Genomic DNA, 22,331 nt, shown 5'->3' with positions numbered 1-22,331 from the left:
CTCATCCCCAGGAGACACGATGAATCCGGTTCCCGCGTACACGTCCGACGCCGACGTCGGCCACTATGTCGACGGCGCGCCCGTCGCCGGCCGCAGCGGCCGCTTCCAGGACGTCCTCAACCCGGCGCTCGGCCGCGCGGTGCGCCGCGTGGCGCTCGCGGACAACAGCGAAGTGCAGCGGGCCGTCGCATCGGCCCACGCCGCGTTCCCGGCCTGGGCCGAGACGCCGCCGATCCGCCGCGCGCGCGTGCTGCACCGCTTCCTGCAGTTGATGAACGAGCACCGCGACACGCTCGCGGCGATCATCACGGCCGAGCACGGCAAGGTGTTCTCCGACGCGCAGGGCGAAGTCGCGCGCGGCATCGACATCGTCGAATTCGCGTGCGGCGTGCCGCAGCTGCTGAAGGGCGACTTCACCGACCAGGTCAGCACCGGCATCGACAACTGGACGATGCGCCAGCCGCTCGGCGTGGTCGCGGGCATCACGCCGTTCAACTTCCCGTGCATGGTGCCGTGCTGGATGTTCCCGGTCGCGATCGCGACGGGCAACACGTTCGTGCTGAAGCCGAGCGAGCGCGACCCGTCGGCGGCGCTGTTCATCGCCGACCTGCTCACGCAGGCCGGGCTGCCGGCCGGCGTGTTCAACGTGGTGCAGGGCGACAAGGGCGCGGTCGACGCATTGCTCGACCACCCGGACGTGCAAGCCGTCAGCTTCGTCGGCTCGACGCCGATCGCGGCCTACGTGCAGCAGCGCGCGGTGCAGTCGGGCAAGCGCGTGCAGGCGCTCGGCGGCGCGAAGAACCATCTCGTCGTGATGCCCGATGCGAACATCGAGCAGGCGGTCGACGCGCTGATCGGCGCCGCGTACGGCTCGGCCGGCGAACGCTGCATGGCGATCAGCATCGCGGTGCTGGTCGGCGACGTGGCCGACCGGATCGTGCCGGCGGTCGCCGAGCGCGCACGCAAGCTGGTGATCGGCGACGGCATGCAGCCGGAAGTCGAGATGGGCCCGATCGTCACCGGCGAAGCGCTGAAGCGCATCGAAGGCTATATCGAGCAAGGCGTGAGCGAAGGCGCGCAACTGGTGGTCGACGGGCGCGGGCTGCGCGTGCCGGGCCGCGAGGCAGGCTTCTTCACCGGCGGCACGCTGTTCGATCACGTGACGCCCGACATGCGGATCTACAAGGAAGAAATCTTCGGGCCCGTGCTCGGCTGCGTGCGCGTGAAGGATTTCGGCGCAGCGGTCGACCTGATCAACGCGCACGAATTCGGCAACGGTGTGTCGTGCTTCACGAGCGACGGCGGCATCGCGCGCGAATTCGCGCGGCGCATCCAGGTCGGCATGGTCGGCATCAACGTGCCGATTCCGGTGCCGATGGCATGGCACGGCTTCGGCGGCTGGAAGAAGAGCCTGTTCGGCGACATGCATGCGTACGGCGAGGAAGGCGTGCGCTTCTACACGCGCCAGAAGTCGGTGATGCAGCGCTGGTCGTCGAGCATCGGCAAGGGCGCCGAATTCGCGATGCCGACCGCGAAGTAAGCCGGCCGGTGCGCCGCCCGCCTGATCGATCGGCGGGCGGTGCGCCGGCAGAATGCGTCAGCCGGCCTTCTTGCCGTGCGCACCGTCGGCGGTCGGCAGGTACGACAGCTCGAGCCGGTACGCGAGCGCGACGAACAGGCTCTGCGCGAGGCCCATCGTGGCCGTCAGCGCACGGAACCCGAACGTCTCGCTGTCCTGCACCATCAGCGTCACCTCGGCCTCCCGCGCGAGCGGGCTCATCCGGCTGTCGGTGATCGCGATCAGGCGCGCGCCGCGCTGTGCGGCCTGCTGCGCGACCTGCACGGTCTCGTCCGCATACGGCATGAACGAGATGACGATCATCACGTCGCCGTTGCGCACCGACCGGATCTGCCCGAGATGCATGCTGCCGAGCGCGCTGAACAGCCCGATGCGCTTGTCGGTGTGCTGCAGCGCGTAGTCGAGATACACGGCGATCGGAAACGCGCGCCGCGAGCCGGCGATCCAGATCGCCTGCGTGTCGGCGAGCAGCTCGACGGCCTGCGCGAGCGCCTGCGGGTCGAGCGTCTGCCGCAACTGCTGCATCCCGGCAATGCTGCCCTTGATGAATTCGTCGGCGATCTGCTCGGGCTGCAGGCTCGACGAGCCCGATTCGATCACGTCGCGCAGCCGCAGGTTGTATGCGCGCCCCGGCGCGATCTGCTGCGCGAGCCCTTCGCGGAACAGCCGCTGCATCTCGGAGAAGCCGGAGAAGCCGAAATGCTTCGCGAAGCGCACGACCGCCGACGGCTGCACGCCGCACGCCTCCGCGAGCGACTGGATGCCTTCCAGGCCCAGCTGGTCCCGATGCGTTTCCACGTGGCGCGCAATGACCTTCAGGCGATTGCTGAGGCCGTCGTATTCCCGCGTCAGGTGCTGCAGGAACTGCTCGACGGTGGCAGGAGGTTTCTCGGATGAACTCATCGGATGGCGCGAAGTTGACGGCCCCGGTGCGCGCGCGATGCTGACGGACGCGGCCCGAGGCTCACCTGGATACATGCATGAAGGGCGAATTTAATCACGTTTGCGGCACGGCCCGCGCCGCGCGTTTCGCTCCCACGCGCTCGATCATCACCTGCACACGCTCCACGGCAAGACTGGAAACGATTGTCCAACGCTCTCGCGGCGTCGTAAAGATTAGGGTGTCTACCGAGACTATCGGGGCCGACGGCCGGCGCGAAGCGGCGCGCAGTGCGCCGCATCCGGCCTGCCCTGCTCAACGATAGTCGACCCATACGCCGCCCGCGTCGGCAGAACGCACGCAGTTCTCGACCCATCGGACGCCCTCGACGCCCGCGTGGACGTCCGGAAAGCGGATGCCCTTCAGCGCCGCGGCGTCGCCGCGATCGGCCGCGTCCATCGCGAGTGCGAAGCGCTGATAGAGATTGGACCACGCCTCGAACAACCCTTCCGGATGCCCGGCCCCGATGCGATCCTCGCGCAACGCATTCGGATGCAGATACCCCATCCCGCGATCGAGCACCTGCGCGGGCTGCCCCTGCACTTCGTAGCGCAACTGGTTCGGATGCTCGTCCCACCATTCGACGCTCGCCTTCGAACCGATCACGCGCACCTTCTGGCCGTGCATCGAACCTGCGTTCACCGCGCTCGACCACACGTAGCCGATCGCGCCCGTGTCGTATTCCATGATCGTGAACGCGTTGTCCTCGAGCGGCGCGCGGCTCTTCACGAAGCTCTGCCGCGAACACATCAGCCGCCGGATCTTCAGCTCGGGCGCCATCACCTCGGAGATGTACAGCGGATGCGTGCCGATATCGCCGAGCACGTAGCTCGGGCCCGCGAACTTCGGGTCGACGCGCCAGCGCGCGGCCGCGCTCGCGGCCTCGACGCCGTCGCTGTGGAAACCGTGCGCGAACTGCATCTGCACGATGCGGATCTCGCCGAGATCGCCGCGCGCGATCATCTCGCGCGCCTGTTCGATCATCTGGTGGCCCGAATAGCCGTATGCGACGCCGACGATCCGGTTCTTCTCGACCGACAGCCGCTGCAGCGTCTCGGCCTCGTCGGTCGTGAAGCACAGCGGCTTCTCGCAGACCACGTGCAGCCCCGCGTTCAGCGCGGCGCGGCAGATCTCGAAGTGCGTGTTGTTGGGCGTCGCGATCGACACCGCGCGAATGCCGTCCGGGCGGCGCGCCTCGGCGTCGAACATCGTCGCGTAGTCGGGATAGCAGCGCTCGGCCGCGACGCCGAGCTTCACGCCGAACTGGCGGCCGCGTTCGGGATCGATGTCGAACGCGCCGGCGACCAGCTCGAAGCTGCCGTCGCGCAACGCGGCCGACCGGTGGCTGTAGCCGATCTGGCTGCCGAGCCCGCCGCCGACCATGCCCCAGCGAATCGAGTGTCCAAGCAGAATCTGTCCGTCAATCATGATGGTGGTGTTCCTGGTCCGTGTTCAGGGTTTCGGTGGTTCAGGCGTTCATGCGGATGTTCATGCGAAGCCGGCCGACGCGAGAAACGCGCGGCTCGCGGCGACGTCGCGCAGGCTCGTGCCCGCATTGCGCGGATCGCGTTCCTGCTCGATCGTGATGTAGCCCGCGTAGCCGATGTCGTCGAGCGCGCGCCGGATCGACCGGTAGTCGAGCACGCCGGTGCCGATCGGGCACATCACGCCGCGCGCGCATGCGGCGAAGAATGCGATGTGCTCGCCCATCACCGCGTCGTACACGGCCTTGTCGATGTCCTTGAAATGCACGTAGTCGACGCGCGCCGCATGGCGGCGCAGCCAGGCTTCCGGGTCCATGCCCGAGTAGTACAGGTGGCCCGTGTCGAGACAGAGGCCGACCGTGTCGGCCGGCAGGTCGGCGACGATCCGGTCGATCTCGTCCGCGAACTCGATGTAGCCGCCGGCATGCGGATGGATCACCGCGCGCACGCCGAACTCGTCGCGCGCGATCGTCGCGATCTGCCGGATGTGGTCGACCATCCGCGCCCAGCGTTCGCTGGACAGGCGCGGCGCGCGATCGGAGTGGCCGGCCGCATAATCGCGTTCCTCGTGCCCCCAGTCCATCACGACCAGGTACGGCACCGCGTAGCGCTGGCCGTCCTGCGTCGGCAGCTTCGGCAGCCGCGTGATCAGCGCGCAGATCTCGCGCGTCTGGCGCAGCAGGTTCGGCAGGTTCTCCGGCGATACGAGATCGTCGAAGATCGTGCCGGCGGTGATGCTCAGGCGCTGCCGCTCGAGCTCGGCGCTCACCACGTCGAGCTCGAGCGGGATATAGCCGTACGGCCCGAGCTCGATGCCCGAGTAGCCGGCCTGCGCGGCCTCGGCCAACACGTGCCGCCACGGCGGCAGGTTCGGGTTCTTCACGTCGTCAACGCCCCAGCAGCACGGGGCACAACCAATCTTCATCGTCATGTCGGTCAGTCCGGCAGGAAAGCGGCGCACGGCCGCACGAATCGTCGCGACGCGGCCGGTTCAGCCGCGATAGAACGCGGGGCGCTCGGCCATCGCGATCGGTTCGACCGCGCCGCTCTTTTGCGCCCGCACGCATGCGTCGGCCGCGACCGCCGCCGCGTAGCCGTCCCAGGCCGACGGGCCGGTCAGCGCACCCTGCCGCACGCCGTCGATGAACGCCTGCAGCTCGACGTCGTACGACGCGATGAAGCGCACCTTCCAGTCGGTCATGATGTCGACCGATTGCCGCGCTGCGCGCTTGAGCCCCACGGCCGGCGGATCCGGCAGCTTCGCGATGCCCTGCTCGCCGACCACCTCGCACTGGATGTCATAGCCGTACTGGCAGTTCACGAAGATCTCGACGTCGATGCGCACGCCGCTCGCGGTTTCCAGCAGCACGATCTGCGGATCGGCGAGATGCGCGGACGCATGGCGCGTCTTCTTCGGATAGACGACCTGCGCGCTCGCGTAATCCTCGCCGAGCAGCCAGCGCAGCACGTCGAGCTCATGGATCAGCGTGTCGGTGATCGCCATGTCGGTCGTGTAGCGCTCGCCGACCGACTGGTTGCGGTGCGCGCAATGCAGCACCAGCGGCGCGCCGATCTCGCCGCTGTCGATCACGCGCTTCAGCGCGCGATAACCTTCGTCGTACGGCCGCATGAAGCCGACCTGCACGAGCCGTTTGCCGTGCGCGACTTCCGCTTCGACGATCCGCATGCAGCCGTCGGCCGTCACGGCGAGCGGCTTCTCGCAGAACACGGGCTTGCCGTGCGCGATCGCGTCGAGCACGAACGCTTCGTGGGTCGGCCCCCACGACGTGACGAGCACGGCCTGCACGTCGGCGGCCGCGACCACTTCATGGCCGTCGCCGTAGATCTCGGCATCGAGCCCGTACTTCGTCACCGCATCGCGCGCCTGCTGCGGATCGATGTCGTTGACGGCCACGACGCGCGCGCCGGACAGCGTGCGAGTCAATCTGCGGATATGGTCCTGGCCGATCGCGCCACAGCCGATCACGCCGATTTGCAAGGTCATCTAGGGGTCTCCAGTCGTTCATCAACGGCGCGGCCCGTGCCGCGCCGGTCGGTAATCGTTCAGCGCACCGTGCGATCGAAATGACGATCGACGTAGCGCTGCATCGTGTCGCGCATGTAGCGCGACGATGCTTCGGCACGGTCCTCCCACGCGAACACGCACGACGACATCACGCCGTCGAAGCCCGCGGCGCCGAGCGCGCGGAAAAACACGTCCCAGTCGATCTCGCCCTGTCCGATGTCGAGATGCTGGTGCACGCGGATCTGGTTCGAACCCGGCGGATTCACGATGTAGCGCAGCTGGCTGCTCTTGCGGTGGTCGAAGGTGTCGGCCACGCGCACGTGCGCGAGGATCGGTGCGGCCTGCGCGATCATCGCGGCCATGTCGTCGCCGTAGTAGAACGTGTGCGGCGCGATATACGACAGCTTCAGCGACGGCGAGCCGAGGTTCGTCACGATGTCGATCGCCGGCTGCAGCTGCTCGATCCAGTCCTCCGGATGCGGCTCGACCGACAGCACGATGCCCTCGCGTTCGAGAATCGGCAGCAGCTCGTCCATCGACCGGAACCACGCGGCTTCGCACAGCTCCTTCGGATTCGCGCCCGGCCGCTCGCCGACCGAGCGCTCCGGCGACGCGCCGCGCCCGAACTCGGACACCATCAGCGCGCACTCCATTTCGACCGCGACCTCGATCGCCTTCTTCCAGCAGCGCACGGCCCATTGACGCTCGTCCTCGAACGGACTCGCCCAGCGGTACATCGGCTGCAGCGACGCGAGGCCGACACCGCTCGCACGCATCGCCTGGCGAAACGCGGCCATGCGTTCGCGCGTCGCGCGCGGCATCACCCACCAGTCGAGGAAATCGCTGCGCGGCGACAGCTCGATCTGGTCGTAGCCGAGCTCGGCCACCGCGTGCGGCAGCCGGTCGAGCGGCAGGTGGCGAATCATGTAGGGGTCCAGCGCGATCTTCATAAGGCATCCTTGTCGATATCGGATTCCGGTCGGACAGGCAGGGTCAGCGACGCTTCTTCTTGTTGCGATACTGGTCGGCGATCACGGCCGCGACGATGATCGCGCCCTTGACCATCTCCTGGTAATACGCGTCGATGCGGATGAACGTGAAGCCCGACGTCATCACGCCGAGGATCAGCACGCCGATCACGGTGCCCGTCACGCGGCCGAGGCCGCCCGACAGCGACGTGCCGCCGATCACGACCGCGGCGATCGCATCGAGCTCGTACATCACGCCCATGCCCGACTGGCCCGAGATCGCGCGCGCGGCCGTCACGGTGCCGGCGATCCCGCTCAACAGGCCCGCGATCGCATAGACGAACACCAGGTGACGCGTGACGTTGATGCCCGACACGACGGCCGCGTGGCGGTTCGCACCGATCGCATAGGTGTACTTGCCGAAGCGCGTGTAGCGCAGCACGACGTGGAAGATCGCGGCGATCACGAGAAAGATGATCACCGGATTGGCGCCCGCGCCGATGGCCGCGAACTGGTCGGTCAGCATCGACACCGGCATCCCGTTGGTGAACCATTTCGCGAACCCGCGTGCGGCGACCATCGTGCCGAGCGTCGCGATGAACGGCGGAATGCCCGTCATCGCGATCAGCGAGCCGTTGAGCAGGCCGACCAGCAACCCGACGCACACGCCGGCCAGCACCGGCCAGATGATCGGCAGGTCGGTCAGGTGCGGGAACACCGCGCGCGGGAAGTCGGACACCTGCGCGAGGCTCGCCGACACGACGGCGGCCGCCGCGACGACCGACCCCGACGACAGGTCGATCCCGCTGGTGATGATCACGAGGTTCACGCCGACCGCGATGATGCCGATCACGGCCATCTGCAGCACGATGATCTCGAGCCGCTCGGCGTTGAGCAGGAAGCTCTGGCCGACGACGATCCAGCCGACGATCTCGAAGAACAGGCTGATGCCGACCAGCACGAGAAAGATGCTCAGCTCCGGCGGCCACTTCGTGTGCCGCGTCTTGATTGTCATGGTCTGCGCGTCCGCGACCGGGTTCAGGTTGCCCATTGCTTTGTCTCCAATCTTGTTTCGGCTCAACGCGACGCGAGATCCATGATGCGGACCTGGTCGGCGTCCTTGCGTTCGACGATGCCGGTCATGCGCCCTTCGTGCATCACCATCACGCGGTCGCTCATCCCCAGCACCTCCGGCATCTCCGACGAGATCATCAGCACCGCGACGCCCTTGCCGGCGAGCGCGCTGACGAGCCGGTGGATCTCGGCCTTCGCGCCGACGTCGATGCCGCGCGTCGGTTCGTCGAGGATCAGGATGCGCGGCTGCGTGAGCAGCCAGCGGCCGATCAGCACCTTCTGCTGGTTGCCGCCCGACAGGTTCTGGATTTCCTCGTGCAGGCCGGGCGATTTCACGCGCAGCATCCGGCTCATTTCCTCGCAGTCGCGCTTCAATTGCGCCTGCTGCACGAAATTGAACTTCACGTAGCGGTTGCTGAGCACCGCCGCTTCCATGTTCGCGAGCAGGTCGAGATTCAGGAAGCAGCCGCTGTCCTTGCGGTCCTCGGTCAGGAACGCCATCCCGTGCTTCATCGCCTGCGCGGGCGTCGCGATCCGCACCGGCTTGCCGTCGATCCGGATCTCGCCCGACGTGGCCGGCACGACGCCGAACAGCGCCTCAGCGACGTTCGAGCGCCCCGAGCCGACCAGGCCCGCGACGCCGAGAATTTCTCCTGCACGCAGCTCGAAGCTCACGTCGCGGAACACGCCGTCGACGGCGAGATTCTTCACCGACAGCACGACGTCGCCGATCGGCACCTCTTCCTTCGGGAACATCTGCGTGATCTCGCGCCCGACCATCATGCGGATGATGTCGTCGCGCGTGACGTCGCTCGACGCATGCGTGCCGATGTACTTGCCGTCGCGGAACACCGAGAACTCGTCGGCGATCTCGAACAGCTCGTTCATCTTGTGCGTGATGTAGACGATGCCCTTGCCCTGCTCGCGCAGCTGGCGAATGATCCGGAACAGGTGCGTGACTTCCTTGTCGGTCAGCGCCGACGTCGGCTCGTCCATGATCAGCACGTCCGAGTCGAACGACACGGCCTTCGCGATCTCGACCATCTGCCGGCTCGCGACCGTCAGCGTGCGCACGTCGGTTTCCGGATCGATGTCGATCGACAGCCGCTCGAACAGCGCGGCCGTGCGGCGGCGCAGCTCCGCGTGATCGATCAGGCCGAAACGGTTCTTCGGTTCGCGGCGGATCCAGATGTTCTCCGCGACCGTCATGTACGGCATCAGGTTGAGTTCCTGGTGGATCATCGCGATCCCGCGGTCGAGCGCATCGAGCGGGCCGTTCAGCACGACGGGTTCGCCGTTGATCAGGATCTCGCCCTGATCGGGCGTGTAGACGCCCGCGATGATCTTCATCAGCGTCGACTTGCCCGCGCCGTTCTCGCCCATCAGCGCATGGACGGTGCCGCGGCGCACGCGGAACTGCACGCCGTCGAGCGCGACGACGCCGGGAAAGGACTTGCCGACGCCGCGCACCTCGAGCACGCAGTCGGCCACGGAAGGAGCCGGCGAGCCGGACGACCCGGATGCGCCGGGCGATCCTCCGGATGAAGCGGCCGGCGCGTCGACGCCGGCCATCGGGCACGCGATCCTGGCTGTAAACATGGACGTTCCTCGACAAGTCGCGCGAGCCCGGCCAGGCCGGGCCCGCGCAGTTCAACGGAAAAGCCGGTCAGTGCTTGGCGTACTGGTTCATGTTCTCGGGCGTCACGAGCTCGAACGGCACGTTCACGAAGCGGTCGACGGGCTGCTTCTTCGCAAGCTTCAGCGCGGCGGCAACCGACTGCGCGCCCTGCCCGATCGCGTTCTGGTACACGGACACCTTCAGCTCGCCGCTCTTCATCGATGCGAGGCCGTCCGGCGTCGCGTCGATGCCGGCGACGACGGTCTTCGGCGTCCACTTGCGCGCGGCCTTCAGCGCGTTGATCGCGCCGATCGCCATTTCGTCGTTGTTCGACACGATCGCATCGAACTTGGTCCCGGAGCTCAGCCAGTTCATCGTGATGTCCTGGCCCTGCGTGCGGCTCCACTTGCCTTCGCGCTTGTCGACGATCTTCATGCCCGCGCAATCCTTCGTCGCGATCACGTCCTCGATGTCCTTGGTGCGGGCACGCGCCGATTCGTTGGACAGCTCGCCCATCAGCACGAGGAGGTCGCCCTTGCCGCCGAGCAGCTTGCACACCTGGCGCGCCTGCAGCGTGCCCGACTGCTTCTCGTCGGACGCGACGACCGCGACGCCGGCCGGCAGCTTGTCGAAATCGACCGGCTTGCGGTTCACGTAGACGAGCGGAATCTTCGCCGCCGTCGCCATCTTCGTGATCTTCGGCGTCGCGTCGGTGTCGACCGCGTTCACGATGATCGCGTCGACCTTCTGCGCGATCATGTTCTGAACCTGGCTCAACTGCTTGCCGACGTCGTTGCCGCCGTCCTCGATCTGCACCGTCGCACCGTCCTTCTTCGCTGCGTCGTTGATGCTGTTGCGCAGGATCGTCAGGAACGTGTCGTCGAACGACGCCATCGTCACGCCGATCTTCTCGGCGTGCGCGAGCGGCGCAGCCAGGATCGCGGCGGCCGCGACGGCCATCAGCTTGGTCTTCATGATCACTCTGTCTCCTCATCTCCGGGGGGCGGAAGACGGCGCGTTGCGCGCCGCCGGGCCGAGTCCGATACGGACTGAAGCATCCGGATGAAACTGTAGATCACTTCCTCGAAAATTTGGAAATTTATTTCTACGTGATTTCACCTAGGGAACTGAATTTCCAAAAAGTCTAGACTGCGTCCGTAGCCCGATTCCTTGCGGCAGGCAGCCTCGCGTCGTGCAGCGCACGTTGCGGACCGCCGCCGGAGGATCGGTCCCCTAAACTGCCGGCAGCGCCGAACGCCGGCCGCGAGCGTGATACGTGATATGAGCCTGCTGAACTTTCCGAGTGACCGCCCCATCGATCTCGCCTGCCTCGGCCGCGTGGCCGTGGATCTCTATGCGCAGCAGTACGGCAGCCGCCTGGAAGATGCGCGCAGCTTCCAGATGTATCTCGGCGGCTCGTCGGGCAACGTCGCGTTCGGCGTCGCCCGGCTCGGGCTGAAGACCGCGATGATCTCGCGCGTCGGCGACGAGCAGATGGGCCGCTTCCTGCGCGAGACGCTCGAGCGCGAAGGCTGCGACACGAGCCAGCTGCAGACCGACCGCGAACGCCTCACCGCGCTGGTGCTGCTCGGGCTGAAGGATCGCGACACGTTCCCGCTGCTGTTCGTGCGCGAGAACTGCGCGGACATGGCCGTGCGCGCCGACGAGATCCGCGAGGACTTCATCGCCGGCTGCCGTGCGCTCGCGATCACCGGCACGCATCTTTCGACGCCGGCCACGCGCGAAGCGTCGCTGACCGCGCTCGGCTACGCGCGCCGCCACGGCGTCGTGCGAATCCTCGATATCGACTACCGGCCCGTGCTGTGGGGGCTGACCGCGCGCGGCGCGGGCGAGAACCGTTACGTGCCGGATGAGCAGGTGACGCGGCAGTTGCAGCAGGTGCTCGGCGAATTCGACCTGCTGGTCGGCACCGAAGAGGAATTCCTGATCGCGGGCGGCGTGCCGCACGACCTGATCGGTTCGTTGCAGGCGGTACGCGGGATCACGAACGCCACGCTGGTCGTCAAGCGCGGCGCGCTCGGCTGCTGCGTGATCGAAGGCGACATCCCCGCGCGCATCGACGCTGCGCCGACCTTCCTCGGCGAACGCGTCGAGGTGCTCAACGTGCTCGGCGCGGGCGACGCGTTCCTGTCCGGCCTGCTGTCGGGGCTGCTGCGCGGCCGCGACTGGGCCGAATCGACGCGCATCGCGAACGCATGCGGCGCGATCGTCGTGTCGCGCCATGCATGCTCGGCCGCGATGCCGACGCCGGCCGAACTCGCGCACTGGTTCGACGGCAGCCGCAATCCCGTGGTCGACGCGGACCGCACGCTCGCGCACCTGCATCGCGTCACGGTGCCGCGCCGCGAATGGGACGACCTGTGCGTGATGGCGTTCGACCATCGCAGCCAGTTCTACGAACTCGCGGTGCAGGCCGGCGCGGACGAAGCGCGGATCAAGACACTGAAGCGCCTGCTCGTGCGCGCTGCCGAACAGGTCGAGCGCGATCGCCATATCGAAGGCCACGTCGGCGTGCTGATCGACGGCGGCGCGTACGGCAGCGACGCGCTCGCGTCGGCCACCGGGCGCGGCTGGTGGGTCGGCCGCCCGGTCGAGCTGCCGGGCTCGCGGCCGCTGCGCTTCGACGAGACGCGCTCGGTCGGCTCGTCGCTCACGCACTGGCCGACCGAGCAGGTCGTGAAATGCCTGGTCCACTACCACCCCGACGACGACGTCGACCTGCGCGTCGAGCAGGAGCAGCGCGTGCTGGAGCTGTGGGAAGCCACGCGCGCCAGCGGCAACGAGCTGCTGCTGGAAGTCATTCCGCCGCGCGCGGTCACGCCGGCCGGCACCGAGGACGATGCGGTGCTGCGCGCGGTCGCGCGCTTCTACAACCTCGGCGTGATGCCCGAATGGTGGAAGCTCACGCCGCTGAGCGCCGACGGCTGGGCGCGGCTCGCTGCGCTGATCGCCGAGCGCGACCCGCATTGCCGCGGCGCGGTGATCCTCGGGCTGAACCAGCCGCTGCAGTATCTCGTCGACAGCTTCCGCTCGGCGACCAACCCGATCGTCAAGGGCTTCATGGTCGGGCGCACGCTGTGGGCCGATGCGTCGCTGAACTGGCTCGCCGGCCGGATCGACGACCAGGCGCTGATCGACGAAGTCGCCGGCAACTTCGCGCAGCTCGTGGACGCGTGGCTCGGCCGCCGGGGCGCCGCGCGCGCCGCCGCGGCCTGATGCGCGTGCCCGTCATGACCGATCCGATTCTTCTTCACCGACCGACGATGACCCCTACCGTGAGACTGACCGTCAGCCAGGCGCTCGTGCGCTACCTGGCCGCCCTGCGCGCCGAAGTCGTCCAGCCCGACGGCCGCACCGAGATCCTGCCGTACTGCGGCGGCGTGTTCGCCATCTTCGGCCACGGCAACGTGGCCGGGCTCGGCGAAGCGTTGCATGCCGAGAAAGACCGGCTGCCGACGTTCCGCGCGCATAACGAGCAAGGGATGGCCAACGCGGCCGTCGCGTTCGCGAAAGCAAATTTCCGCCAGCGGATGATGGCCGCGACGTCGAGCATCGGCCCCGGCGCGACCAACATGCTGACGTCGGCCGCGCTCGCGCACGTCGGCAGGCTGCCGCTGTTGCTGCTGCCCGGCGACGTGTTCGTGTCGCGGCTGCCCGACCCCGTGCTGCAGCAGGTCGAGGATTTCGAACAGGGCGACGTCAGCGCGAACGACTGCTTCCGCCCCGTCACGCGCTACTTCGACCGGATCACGTCGCCCGAGCAACTGCTCGTCGCGCTGCCGCGCGCGATCCAGGTGATGACCGACCCCGCGCAGTGCGGCCCCGTGTGTCTCGCGCTGCCGCAGGACGTGCAGACCTTCGCTTACGACTGGCCCGAGGCGTTCTTCGCGCCGCCGGTGATCCGGATGCGCCGCCCACCGGCGGACCCGCTCGAACTCGCCGACGCGCTCGACGTGCTGAAGGCCGCGAAGAAGCCGCTGATCGTCGCCGGCGGCGGCGTGCTGTACAGCCAGGCGTGGGACGCGCTGCGCGCGTTCGCCGACACGCACGGCGTGCCGGTTGCCGAATCGCAGGCCGGCAAGGGCAGCCTCGCGTGGGATCACCCGCTGAACCTCGGGTCGATCGGCGTGACGGGTTCGCCCGCCGCGAACCGCGCCGCCGCGCAGGCCGACGTCGTGCTCGCGGTCGGCACGCGGCTGCAGGACTTCACGACCGGCTCGCACGCGCTGTACGGCGACGCGACGCTACTGAGCCTGAACGTGCAGCCGTTCGACGCGGGCAAGAAACGCGGCCGGCAACTCGTCGCCGATGCGCGCACGGGCCTCGGCCAATTGTCCGCCGCGCTGGCCGGCTGGCGCGCCGACGCGGCATGGACGGCCGCCAACCGCGACCAGGCCGCCGCGTGGAACGCGCGCGTGACCGAGCTGACGACGCGCGTGCCGAAGGACACGCTGCCGTACGACGCGGACGTGATCGGCGCGGTGCGCGACTCCGCGGCCGACGCGGGGCGCGACAGCGCACGCGACGACCTCGTCGTGTGCGCGGCCGGCACATTGCCGGCCGAGCTGCACAAGCTGTGGCGCAGCGGCGTGCCGGGCAACTACCACATGGACTACGCGTATTCGTGCATGGGCTACGAAGTCGCGGGCGGCCTCGGCGCGAAGCTCGCGCGGCCCGAGCGCGAAGTGATCGTGATCGTCGGCGACGGCTCGTACATGATGCTCAACGCCGAGCTCGCCACTTCCGTGATGCTCGGCCGCAAGCTGATCGTCGTGATCCTCGACAACCGCGGCTACGGCTGCATCGAGCGGCTGCAACTGAATTGCGGTGGCGCGAGCTTCAACAACATGCTCGACGACTGCGTGCCGGAAGGCGGCGCGCGCTCGACGATCGACTTCGCGATGCATGCGCGCGCGATGGGCGCCGACGCCGTGCACGTGCGCGACGTCGGCGAGCTGCGCAGCGAAATGAAGCGCGCCCGCGCGGCGAAGACGAGCCAGGTGCTCGTGATCGACACCACGCACAAACGCACGACCGACGACGGCGGCGCGTGGTGGGAAGTCGCAGTGCCGCAGGTATCCGAGCGCGCCGGCGTCGAAGCGGCGCACCGCGCGTATCTCGACGCAAAGACCCGGCAGCGGCGCTGATGCCGCGCGCTGCCTGCCCATCCGCCCCGCGAAAAACACATTCGAACCAAGGAAGCACGTCATGAGCTGGAACGTCCGCATCGGTATCAATCCCCTGTCGTGGATGAACGACGACCTGCCGTCGCTCGGCGGCGAGACGCCGCTCGAAACGGCGCTGAAGGAAGGCGCCGAAATCGGCTACGCGGGCTTCGAGCTCGGCAACAAGTTTCCGAAGACGGGCCCCGAGCTGAAGGCGAAGCTCGCCGAGTTCGGGCTCGTGTGCGTATCGGGCTGGTATTCGGGCTTCCTCGCGGAAGTCGAACCGGGCATGACCGACGCCGATGCGGTCGCCGCAGAAATCGCGCGATGCCGCGCGCACATGACGAAGCTTCAATACAACGACGTGAAGGTGGTCGTGTACGGCGAATGCGCGGGCACGATCCAGGGCAGCATCGACACGCCGGTCGCGAAGCGGCCGCGCTTCGTCGACGACGCAGCATGGCGGCGCTACGCGGCGCGCCTCGATGCGTTCGGCGCGCACCTGCTCGACACGTACGGGATCAAGCTCGCCTACCACCACCACATGGGCGCGTACGTCGAGTCGCCCGACGACGTCGACCGGCTGATGGCGCTGACCGATCCGGCGAAGGTGTTCCTGCTGTTCGACACCGGCCACGCGTATTTCGGCGGCGCGGCCGACCCGGTGACGTTGCTGAAGAAGCATGTGTCGCGCGTAGTCCACGTGCATTGCAAGGACGTGCGGGCGCAGGTCGTCACGCAGGCGCGCAACGACGGCTGGAGCTTCCTGAATGGCGTGATCAACGGCACCTTCACGGTGCCCGGCGACGGCGCGCTCGACTACGACGCGACGCTGCGCACGCTGAAGGACGCCGGCTACGAAGGCTGGCTCGTCGTCGAGGCCGAGCAGGATCCGGCCGTCGCGCCGAGCTACGCGTATGCGAAAAAGGGCTATGAATCGCTGCGCGCGATCGTCGACCGGTTGAGCGCGTGAGCATGCAAGTGCCCGAACGCTCGAGCCCCACCCTATTGCGGAGCCCCACCCCATGACGATTTCTCCCCTGCTGGTCAAGGCATCTGCCGACCGCGAAATCTGCAACGTCACGCCCGAGTCGGCCGGCTGGAAGCATGTCGGTTTTCGCGCGCTGCGCCTGAAGGCGGGCGACACCGAAACGCTCGACACCGGCGCGCGCGAGCTGTGCGTCGTCGTGCTGACGGGCACGGTGCGCGCGGACGTCGACGGCGCAACCTACGATGCGCTCGGCAAACGCGACAGCGTATTCGAAGACGTGTCGCCGGACGCGTTGTACGTGCCGGGCGGCAAGACCGTCACGCTGGTCGCGACGCGCGATGCGGAAGTCGCGCTGTGCACCGCACCGTACGCGAGCGGCGACAAGCCGGTGCGGCGCCTCGACGGCGAACGGATGCGCCGTTCGGTGCGCGGGCAAGGCACCAACACGCGCTACGTATGCGACATCCTGATGGGCGACAACCCGGCGGCCGACCGGCTGCTGGTCGTCGAAGTCGTCACGCCGGCCAGCCATTCGAGCAGCTATCCGCCGCACAAGCACGACCGCGACGCGGCACCCGACGAGACCTCGCTCGAGGAAACCTATTACCACCGGATCGATCCGCCGCAAGGCTTTGCGTTCCAGCGCGTGTACACGGACGACCGCAGCCTCGACGAAGCGTGCGCGGTCGAGAACCACGACGTCGTGATGGTGCCGCGCGGCTACCACCCGGTCGTCGCGCCGCACGGCTACAACCTGTACTACCTGAACGTGATGGCCGGGCCGAGCCGCGCGTGGGCGTTCAAGAACGACCCCGCGCACGAGTGGATGCTCGACGCGGCGCCGAAGCGCTGAACGAACGACGGGCGAGCGCGCGGCCCGTGACGAGGCGACGCCGGCGCGCGAACACGACTTGCGACGATACGGAGCCGCCATGGTGACGACCTTCCTGCGCATCGATCACGCGCCCTTCGACGACGATGCGCCGAACATGGCGCTACCCCACTTCAACGCCGACGTTGCGCGCCGGCTCGGGGAAATCGCGATCAATATCGCATCGCGCCGCGGGCTGCCGATCGCGGTCGGCATCGTCGGCGAAGCGGCACCGCTGTTCTACTGCGCGCTCGACGGCAGCCGTGCGGAAGACAGCGACGCGATCCGCCGCCGGCAGAACACGGTGCTCCGCTTCGGCCTGAGTTCGCTCGAGGTCGGCGCGCAGTTTCGCCGCGCCGGCTGGTCGCTGCGGTCGCAGGGCCTGTCGGACGACGACTACGCACTCGACGGCGGCGGCGTGCCGTTGCGAGTCGCCGGTGCCGGCCTCGTCGGTGCGATGACGATCGCGGGGCTCGATTCCGAACGCAATCACGCGCTCGTCGTCGAGAGCCTGAGCTGGCACGTCGGCGCGAACGCGCTGGCGATGATCGCTTGACGACGCAATCGGCACGATCGGCGCATGCTCGCCGATCGTGCCGATTTGCCGACTCGCGCGATCAGTTCAACCCGCCGCTCACGACGAGGTGTTCGCCGGTCATCCAGCGTGCATCGTCCGACGCGAGGAACACGGCGACCGACGCGATGTCGTTCGGCTCGCCGAGGCGGCCGAGCGGCGTCTGGCCCAGCACCTGCGCTTCGAGATCGGAACCGATGATGCCCGCGCTGTGCGTGCCTTCGGTCACGACCATGCCCGGGTTGATCGCGTTCACGCGAATCTTGCGCGGGCCGAGCTCGAGCGCGAGCACGCCGGTGATCGCGTCGACCGCGCCCTTGGTGCCGCTGTAGACGGCGCTGGCGGGCGGCGTGATGCTGGTCACCACCGAGCTGATGTTGATGATGCTCGCGCCTTCGCCGAGATGCTTGACGGCCGCCTGCGTCGTGAGCAGCACGCCGAACACGTTCGTATCGAACTGCCGGCGGTAGTGCTCTTCGGTGATCGCTTCGATCGGCGCGAATTCGTACACGCCGGAATTGTTGACGAGCACGTCGAGACGGCCGTACGTGTCGATCGCCGTATCGACGATGCGCTGCGCGTCGGCTGCCTTCGACACGTCGCCGCCGACCGCCACCGCACGGCCGCCGGCTTCGACGATCGCGCTCACCACCGCGTCGGCACCCGCCTTGCTGCTCGCGTAATTGACGACGACCGACGCGCCTTCCGCGGCCAGCGCCTTCGCGATCGCGGCACCGATGCCCTTCGATCCGCCCGTGACGATCGCTACCTTGTTTGCCAGCTTGCTCATGATTTCATTCCTCAGTCAGATGACTATCGATGGATGGCGCCGGTCGCCGCATCGATGTTGCGGCCCGGCATGAGTGGCAATTTAAGGTGCCGCGCGGCGGCGATAAAGCGGCTCGACGCGAATTGTCTGGCGGGGCCAGCCGAACAATCGGTCCGGCGCCGTCAGCCGGCGCTCAGCCACGCGTTGGCGATGTCCCCGGCCAGGCCGTCGAGCGCGCCGTCGTAGACGATCCGTCCGCGCCCCATTACCGCGACGCGCGTCGTCAACCTCGGCGCAAGCTGCAGTCGCTGCTCGATCAGCACGATCGCGACGCCGTCGTCCTGCAGCGCGGCGAGGCACGCACCGACTTCGTCGACCGCGAGCGGCGCGAGCCCTTCGGCCGGTTCGTCGACGATCAGCACGCGCGGGCTGCCGGCGAGCGCACGCACCAGCGCGAGCACCTGCTGCTCGCCGCCCGACAGCCGCCCGGCCTTCACGTCCGCGCGCGCGGACAGCAGCGGAAAACGGTCGAACAGGCGGTCGAGCGCCGCGCGTTCGGCCACGCCACGCATGCCGCGCAGCCCGAGCTTCAGGTTGTCGCGCACGGTCAGCAGCGGAAACACGTCGCGGCTTTCGGCAACGTAAGCGACGCCGCGCCGCGCGATCTCGAACGTACGCGCGCCCGCGCATTCGGCGCCGGCGATGCGCACCGAGCCGGCCGTGCGCACGAGCCCCATCACGGCCTTCGCGAGCGTCGAGCGCCCCGAGCCGTTGCGGCCGAGCAGCGCGAGCGTCTCGCCCGGCGCGAGCGCGAGATCGACGCCGTCGAGCACGGGCTGCAATCCGTACCACGCGCGCAGGTCGCGAATGTCGAGCAGTGCGCTCGTCATACGCTGCCCTCCCCGAGATACGCAGCGCGCACCGCCGGATCGGCACGGATCGCATCGGGCTCGCCGGTCGCGACCACCGTGCCGCGCACGAGCACCGTGATGCGTTCGGCGAAGCCGAACACCGCATCCATGTCGTGCTCGATCATCAGCACCGTGCGGCCCTGCGTCGTCGCCCGGATCAGTGCGATCATCCGCGCCGCCTGCGCGCGGCTCATGCCGGCCGTCGGCTCGTCGAGCAGCAGCGTGCGCGCACCGCTCGCGAGCGCGATCCCGAGATCGAGCGCACGCTGCTCCGCATAGCCCAGCTCGGCGGCCGGCGTGTCGCGCCGCGCGTCGAGACCGATGTCGTGCAGCACGCGCGCGGCCGCGAGATCGACCGACGCCGATTCGCGCAGCCGGTTCCACCAGCGCCGCCGCTCGGCCGGCGCATGCAGCGCCGCGCAGCGCAGGTTGTCGAATACGGTCAGCCGCGCGAACGCGCTCGTCTGCTGGAAACTGCGGCCGATGCCGAGGCGGCTCGCGACGACCGGCCCGCGCCCGCGCAGTTCGACGCCGTGCAGCACGATGCGCCCGCGCGTCGGCCGCGTTGCGCCTGCAATCACGCCGAACAGCGTCGACTTGCCCGCGCCGTTCGGCCCGATCAGCGCATGGCGCTCGCCGGCCGCGATGCTCAACTCGACGCCGTCGAGCACCGTTTGCGCACCGAAGCGCTGCACGACGCCATGCAGCGCGATCGCGTTGCCGTTCATCGCCCGTCCTCCCGCTTGCCGGCCTGCGTGCCCTGCACGAGCCGCGCGCGCCAGCCCCACAGCAGCGTGCCGATGCCGGCCGCCGAGCACGCGACGGCCCAGCCGGCCGGCATATCGGCATCGATGCCCCATGCGCCGAACGCGAAGCCCGTGCCGTCGTCCTGCGCGAAGCGCCATGCATAACCGAGTTCGGCCGCGCAGACGATCGCGACGCCCCAGAACACGCACGCGCCGACGCCGCACAGCATGCGCCACCGCTCGGCCGCCGGCGCGCTGCGGCGCAACGCATGCGCGAGCGCTTGCGCGATGCCCGCGATCCCGCGTGGTGCGGCCACGACGATCACGACGAACAACACGCCGAGATACAGCGCCCACGCGCGCGACACGCCCGCGACGACGATGCTCAGCGCGGTCAGCATCGCCGCGCCGGCCGCCGGCCCGAAGAACGCGCCGGTGCCGCCGATCACCGCGGCGATCAGCACGGTCGCGGAGCGTGCCATCGACACGCTGTCGGGCGTCGCTATTTCGACGTCGATCAGCGTCAGCGTGCCGGCGATGCCCGCGAAGAACGACGCGCAGGTGACCATCGCGAGCCGCACGCGGCGCGGATCGGTGCCGAGCGCGGCGACGCGTTCCGGGTTGTCGCGCACCGCGTTCGCGAGCCGCGCGAGCGGCGTGCGCGTCAGCGCGTGCATGGCCCACGCCGACACGACACACCATGCGGCGATCACCGCGTACGCCTGCACCGGCGCGCCGAAATGCCAGCCGCCCCACGGCGTGCCGCTCGCGCGATCGATCGGCACGCCGCCGATGCCGCCGAACCACGCGGGCACGCTCCACGCGGCGGCGGCGACGCATTCGCCGAGCCCGAGCGTGATCATCGCGAACGCGGTGCCTGAACGGCGCGTCGCGAGCAGCCCGGCGACGAAGCCGAAGCCCGCGCCGGCCATGCCGCCGACGAGCGGCAGCAGCGGCAGCGGGCCGCCGAAACGGTTGAACCAGTGCGCGGCCGCGAAGGCGCCGAGGCCCGCGAACGCCGCATGCCCGAACGACAGCAGCCCGGTCGTGCCGAGCTGCAGGTTGTACGACAGCGCGAGCACGACGAGCGCGGCCGTCTGCGCGAGATAACCGAGCACCGCGCCGTGCGGCCACAGCCACGCGGGCAGCACGACGCACGCGGCGAACAGCGCCCAGCGCGCAAGGCCGGCGAGCGCGCGGCTACGCATCTGCACGCTCGCCGAACAGCCCGCGCGGCCGTGCGACCAGCACCGCGACGAGCAGCAGGTACGGCACCAGCGGCGCCAGCTGCGCGATCGACACCGCGGCCACGCTGTCGGGCAGCGCGACGCCGGCCCATAACGCGAGGTCGCGCAACGACGTGTCGCTCGCGGCCGCGAAGGTCTGCGCGAAACCGACCGCGAGCGACGCGGCGAACGCGCCGCCGAGCGAGCCGAGCCCCCCGATCACGACGACCGCGAACACGACCGACCCGACGGTCTCGGCCAGCGCGGGTTCGATCACCGCGAGCGGCGCGCCGATCACGCCGGCCAGCGCCGCGAGCGCGGTGCCCGCGCCGAACAACAAGGTCATCACGCGCGGCACGTCGTAGCCGAGCGCCTCGACGGCCGCGCGGTGCGTGAGCGCCGCGCGCACGACGAGCCCGATGCGCGACACGCGCAGCAGCGCGCCGAGCGCGACCAGCATCGCCGCGGACATCCCCATCATGAACAGCCGGTAGCGCGGCAGCGCGAGGCCGAATACGGTCACGGGCGCACCGTCGAACAGCGTCGGCACGGGCGCCGGCAGCGGCGCGAGCCCCCACAGCAGTTTCGCGCCCTCGCCGATCAGGTACGCGAGGCCGAAGGTCAGCAGCAGCTCGCTCGTGTGGCCGCGCGCCTGCACGCGGCGCAGCAGAGCGCGTTCGCAGCCGGCGCCGAGCAGCCCGACTGCGAGCGGCGCGAGCACGAGCGCGGGCCAGAAGCCCGCGCGCGCCGCGATGCTGTAGCCGACATACGCGCCGAGCATGTAGAAGCTCGCATGCGCGAAGTTCAGCACACCCTGCACGCTGAAGATCAGCGTGAGACCCGCCGACAGCATGAACAGCAGCAAACCGTAGCTGAGGCCGTTGAAGGCCTGGAGCGCGACCGCGTGCACCGCGAACCGTCAGGCCGCGAGCGGGTCGAGCGCGGCGCGCAGCGCGTCGGGCAGCGGCACCGGGCGACGCGTGCCGCGATCGACGTACACGTGCACGAAATGCCCCTGCGCGGCGGGCGATGCGTCGCCTTGCGCGAACAGCCCGACCTCGTAGCGCACGCTCGACGTGCCGAGCTTCGCGACGCGCAGCCCCGCGTCGACCGACTGCGGAAACACCAGCGGCGCGAAGTAGTTGCACTGCGTCTCGACGACCAGCCCGATCGTCTGCCCGTGCTCGACGTCGAGCACGCCCGCGCGGATCAGGTACTCGTTCACGACGGTGTCGAAGTAGCTGTAGTAGACGACGTTGTTCACGTGCCCGTAGACGTCGTTGTCCATCCAGCGGGTCGTGATCGGCAGGAAGTGGCGGTAGGCGTCGCGCGGACGCGGCTGCGGCTTGTCGGACATGGCGATGGCGG

At 68.9% G+C, this 22,331-nt stretch carries 20 protein-coding genes; 6 read left to right on the top strand and 14 right to left on the bottom strand.

The annotated features are described in order from the left end of the window. The first annotated feature begins 19 nt into the window (after window positions 1–19). Complete coding sequence (locus tag ACM6JT_RS24860; protein ID WP_034183380.1) at window positions 20–1,540, top strand: CoA-acylating methylmalonate-semialdehyde dehydrogenase; 1,521 nt, start codon at window positions 20–22, stop codon at window positions 1,538–1,540. Window positions 1,541–1,597: 57 nt separating this feature from the next. On the opposite strand, the gene ACM6JT_RS24855 is transcribed toward ACM6JT_RS24860, so the two are convergent. The 8 genes from ACM6JT_RS24855 to ACM6JT_RS24820 form a co-directional block, all read right to left on the bottom strand. After that, on the bottom strand, window positions 1,598–2,482 hold the full coding sequence (locus ACM6JT_RS24855) for a MurR/RpiR family transcriptional regulator (RefSeq protein WP_034183379.1): 885 nt from the start codon (window positions 2,480–2,482) through the stop codon (window positions 1,598–1,600). A 292-nt stretch (window positions 2,483–2,774) separates the two neighbouring features. Next, complete coding sequence (locus ACM6JT_RS24850) at window positions 2,775–3,947, bottom strand: Gfo/Idh/MocA family protein (RefSeq protein WP_217590426.1); 1,173 nt, start codon at window positions 3,945–3,947, stop codon at window positions 2,775–2,777. 60 nt (window positions 3,948–4,007) lie between these two features. Next, window positions 4,008–4,934, bottom strand: coding sequence for a TIM barrel protein (locus tag ACM6JT_RS24845; protein WP_414857523.1), 927 nt, complete (start codon window positions 4,932–4,934; stop codon window positions 4,008–4,010). A 60-nt stretch (window positions 4,935–4,994) separates the two neighbouring features. Next, a complete protein-coding gene (locus ACM6JT_RS24840; RefSeq protein WP_414857522.1) occupies window positions 4,995–6,008 on the bottom strand; it encodes a Gfo/Idh/MocA family protein in 1,014 nt (337 codons plus the stop codon). 59 nt (window positions 6,009–6,067) lie between these two features. Then, entirely contained in the window at window positions 6,068–6,979 is a 912-nt protein-coding gene (locus tag ACM6JT_RS24835) for a sugar phosphate isomerase/epimerase family protein (protein WP_243565458.1), read from the bottom strand. A gap of 43 nt (window positions 6,980–7,022) precedes the next feature. Continuing rightward, entirely contained in the window at window positions 7,023–8,048 is a 1,026-nt protein-coding gene (locus tag ACM6JT_RS24830) for an ABC transporter permease (protein ID WP_034183374.1), read from the bottom strand. 26 nt (window positions 8,049–8,074) lie between these two features. Next, window positions 8,075–9,670: a sugar ABC transporter ATP-binding protein gene (locus tag ACM6JT_RS24825; protein WP_407971368.1), complete on the bottom strand. Its 1,596-nt coding sequence runs from the start codon at window positions 9,668–9,670 to the stop codon at window positions 8,075–8,077. Between the two features lie 67 nt (window positions 9,671–9,737). Then, window positions 9,738–10,664: a sugar ABC transporter substrate-binding protein gene (locus ACM6JT_RS24820; RefSeq protein ID WP_243565456.1), complete on the bottom strand. Its 927-nt coding sequence runs from the start codon at window positions 10,662–10,664 to the stop codon at window positions 9,738–9,740. A gap of 306 nt (window positions 10,665–10,970) precedes the next feature. Here ACM6JT_RS24820 and ACM6JT_RS24815 point away from each other — a divergent pair, with 306 nt between their 5' ends. From ACM6JT_RS24815 to ACM6JT_RS24795, 5 genes are all read left to right on the top strand, one after another. After that, window positions 10,971–12,926 (top strand): bifunctional 5-dehydro-2-deoxygluconokinase/5-dehydro-2-deoxyphosphogluconate aldolase, encoded by a 1,956-nt coding sequence (locus tag ACM6JT_RS24815; RefSeq protein ID WP_414857521.1) that lies wholly within the window; start codon window positions 10,971–10,973, stop codon window positions 12,924–12,926. A 47-nt stretch (window positions 12,927–12,973) separates the two neighbouring features. Further along, window positions 12,974–14,857 (top strand): 3D-(3,5/4)-trihydroxycyclohexane-1,2-dione acylhydrolase (decyclizing), encoded by a 1,884-nt coding sequence (gene iolD / locus ACM6JT_RS24810; RefSeq protein ID WP_105390710.1) that lies wholly within the window; start codon window positions 12,974–12,976, stop codon window positions 14,855–14,857. A 61-nt stretch (window positions 14,858–14,918) separates the two neighbouring features. Beyond that, complete coding sequence (gene iolE / locus ACM6JT_RS24805) at window positions 14,919–15,848, top strand: myo-inosose-2 dehydratase (RefSeq protein WP_131946742.1); 930 nt, start codon at window positions 14,919–14,921, stop codon at window positions 15,846–15,848. Window positions 15,849–15,900: 52 nt separating this feature from the next. Continuing rightward, window positions 15,901–16,719, top strand: coding sequence for a 5-deoxy-glucuronate isomerase (gene iolB, locus ACM6JT_RS24800; protein ID WP_105390686.1), 819 nt, complete (start codon window positions 15,901–15,903; stop codon window positions 16,717–16,719). A 79-nt stretch (window positions 16,720–16,798) separates the two neighbouring features. Beyond that, entirely contained in the window at window positions 16,799–17,293 is a 495-nt protein-coding gene (locus tag ACM6JT_RS24795; protein ID WP_131946744.1) for a heme-degrading domain-containing protein, read from the top strand. A 61-nt stretch (window positions 17,294–17,354) separates the two neighbouring features. Here ACM6JT_RS24795 and ACM6JT_RS24790 read toward each other — a convergent pair whose 3' ends face one another. The 6 genes from ACM6JT_RS24790 to ACM6JT_RS24765 form a co-directional block, all read right to left on the bottom strand. Further along, window positions 17,355–18,101 carry an SDR family NAD(P)-dependent oxidoreductase gene (locus ACM6JT_RS24790; RefSeq protein WP_034183367.1) on the bottom strand — a complete coding sequence of 249 codons (747 nt, stop codon included), beginning with the start codon at window positions 18,099–18,101 and terminating at the stop codon, window positions 17,355–17,357. A gap of 161 nt (window positions 18,102–18,262) precedes the next feature. Then, window positions 18,263–18,970, bottom strand: coding sequence for an ABC transporter ATP-binding protein (locus ACM6JT_RS24785; protein ID WP_414857520.1), 708 nt, complete (start codon window positions 18,968–18,970; stop codon window positions 18,263–18,265). Next, window positions 18,967–19,719, bottom strand: coding sequence for an ABC transporter ATP-binding protein (locus ACM6JT_RS24780; protein ID WP_414857519.1), 753 nt, complete (start codon window positions 19,717–19,719; stop codon window positions 18,967–18,969). Before ACM6JT_RS24780 ends, ACM6JT_RS24785 begins: the two co-directional genes overlap by 4 nt. Next, window positions 19,716–20,945: a branched-chain amino acid ABC transporter permease gene (locus tag ACM6JT_RS24775; protein WP_414857518.1), complete on the bottom strand. Its 1,230-nt coding sequence runs from the start codon at window positions 20,943–20,945 to the stop codon at window positions 19,716–19,718. The genes ACM6JT_RS24780 and ACM6JT_RS24775 overlap by 4 nt, the downstream gene beginning before the upstream one ends. Beyond that, window positions 20,938–21,873, bottom strand: coding sequence for a branched-chain amino acid ABC transporter permease (locus ACM6JT_RS24770; RefSeq protein ID WP_034183363.1), 936 nt, complete (start codon window positions 21,871–21,873; stop codon window positions 20,938–20,940). The genes ACM6JT_RS24775 and ACM6JT_RS24770 overlap by 8 nt, the downstream gene beginning before the upstream one ends. A gap of 9 nt (window positions 21,874–21,882) precedes the next feature. Beyond that, window positions 21,883–22,320, bottom strand: a complete 438-nt coding sequence (locus tag ACM6JT_RS24765; protein ID WP_111017938.1) for an acyl-CoA thioesterase — start codon at window positions 22,318–22,320, stop codon at window positions 21,883–21,885. Window positions 22,321–22,331: the final 11 nt, after the last annotated feature.

Origin of the sequence: Burkholderia sp. IT-111MI5 (assembly GCF_949752865.1) — a bacterium.
GTDB classification, from domain to species: Bacteria; Pseudomonadota; Gammaproteobacteria; order Burkholderiales; family Burkholderiaceae; genus Burkholderia; species Burkholderia pyrrocinia_C.
This window is presented reverse-complemented; position numbering and strand designations above follow the sequence as displayed.

Coding starts and splice junctions, on each gene's coding strand:
- ACM6JT_RS24860 (WP_034183380.1), top strand. CDS start 20: ATGAATCCGGTTCCCGCGTACACGTCCGACGCCGACGTCGGCCACTAT.
- ACM6JT_RS24855 (WP_034183379.1), bottom strand. CDS start 2,482: ATGAGTTCATCCGAGAAACCTCCTGCCACCGTCGAGCAGTTCCTGCAG.
- ACM6JT_RS24850 (WP_217590426.1), bottom strand. CDS start 3,947: ATGATTGACGGACAGATTCTGCTTGGACACTCGATTCGCTGGGGCATG.
- ACM6JT_RS24845 (WP_414857523.1), bottom strand. CDS start 4,934: ATGACGATGAAGATTGGTTGTGCCCCGTGCTGCTGGGGCGTTGACGAC.
- ACM6JT_RS24840 (WP_414857522.1), bottom strand. CDS start 6,008: ATGACCTTGCAAATCGGCGTGATCGGCTGTGGCGCGATCGGCCAGGAC.
- ACM6JT_RS24835 (WP_243565458.1), bottom strand. CDS start 6,979: ATGAAGATCGCGCTGGACCCCTACATGATTCGCCACCTGCCGCTCGAC.
- ACM6JT_RS24830 (WP_034183374.1), bottom strand. CDS start 8,048: ATGGGCAACCTGAACCCGGTCGCGGACGCGCAGACCATGACAATCAAG.
- ACM6JT_RS24825 (WP_407971368.1), bottom strand. CDS start 9,670: ATGTTTACAGCCAGGATCGCGTGCCCGATGGCCGGCGTCGACGCGCCG.
- ACM6JT_RS24820 (WP_243565456.1), bottom strand. CDS start 10,664: ATGAAGACCAAGCTGATGGCCGTCGCGGCCGCCGCGATCCTGGCTGCG.
- ACM6JT_RS24815 (WP_414857521.1), top strand. CDS start 10,971: ATGAGCCTGCTGAACTTTCCGAGTGACCGCCCCATCGATCTCGCCTGC.
- iolD (WP_105390710.1), top strand. CDS start 12,974: ATGACCCCTACCGTGAGACTGACCGTCAGCCAGGCGCTCGTGCGCTAC.
- iolE (WP_131946742.1), top strand. CDS start 14,919: ATGAGCTGGAACGTCCGCATCGGTATCAATCCCCTGTCGTGGATGAAC.
- iolB (WP_105390686.1), top strand. CDS start 15,901: ATGACGATTTCTCCCCTGCTGGTCAAGGCATCTGCCGACCGCGAAATC.
- ACM6JT_RS24795 (WP_131946744.1), top strand. CDS start 16,799: ATGGTGACGACCTTCCTGCGCATCGATCACGCGCCCTTCGACGACGAT.
- ACM6JT_RS24790 (WP_034183367.1), bottom strand. CDS start 18,101: ATGAGCAAGCTGGCAAACAAGGTAGCGATCGTCACGGGCGGATCGAAG.
- ACM6JT_RS24785 (WP_414857520.1), bottom strand. CDS start 18,970: ATGACGAGCGCACTGCTCGACATTCGCGACCTGCGCGCGTGGTACGGA.
- ACM6JT_RS24780 (WP_414857519.1), bottom strand. CDS start 19,719: ATGAACGGCAACGCGATCGCGCTGCATGGCGTCGTGCAGCGCTTCGGT.
- ACM6JT_RS24775 (WP_414857518.1), bottom strand. CDS start 20,945: ATGCGTAGCCGCGCGCTCGCCGGCCTTGCGCGCTGGGCGCTGTTCGCC.
- ACM6JT_RS24765 (WP_111017938.1), bottom strand. CDS start 22,320: ATGTCCGACAAGCCGCAGCCGCGTCCGCGCGACGCCTACCGCCACTTC.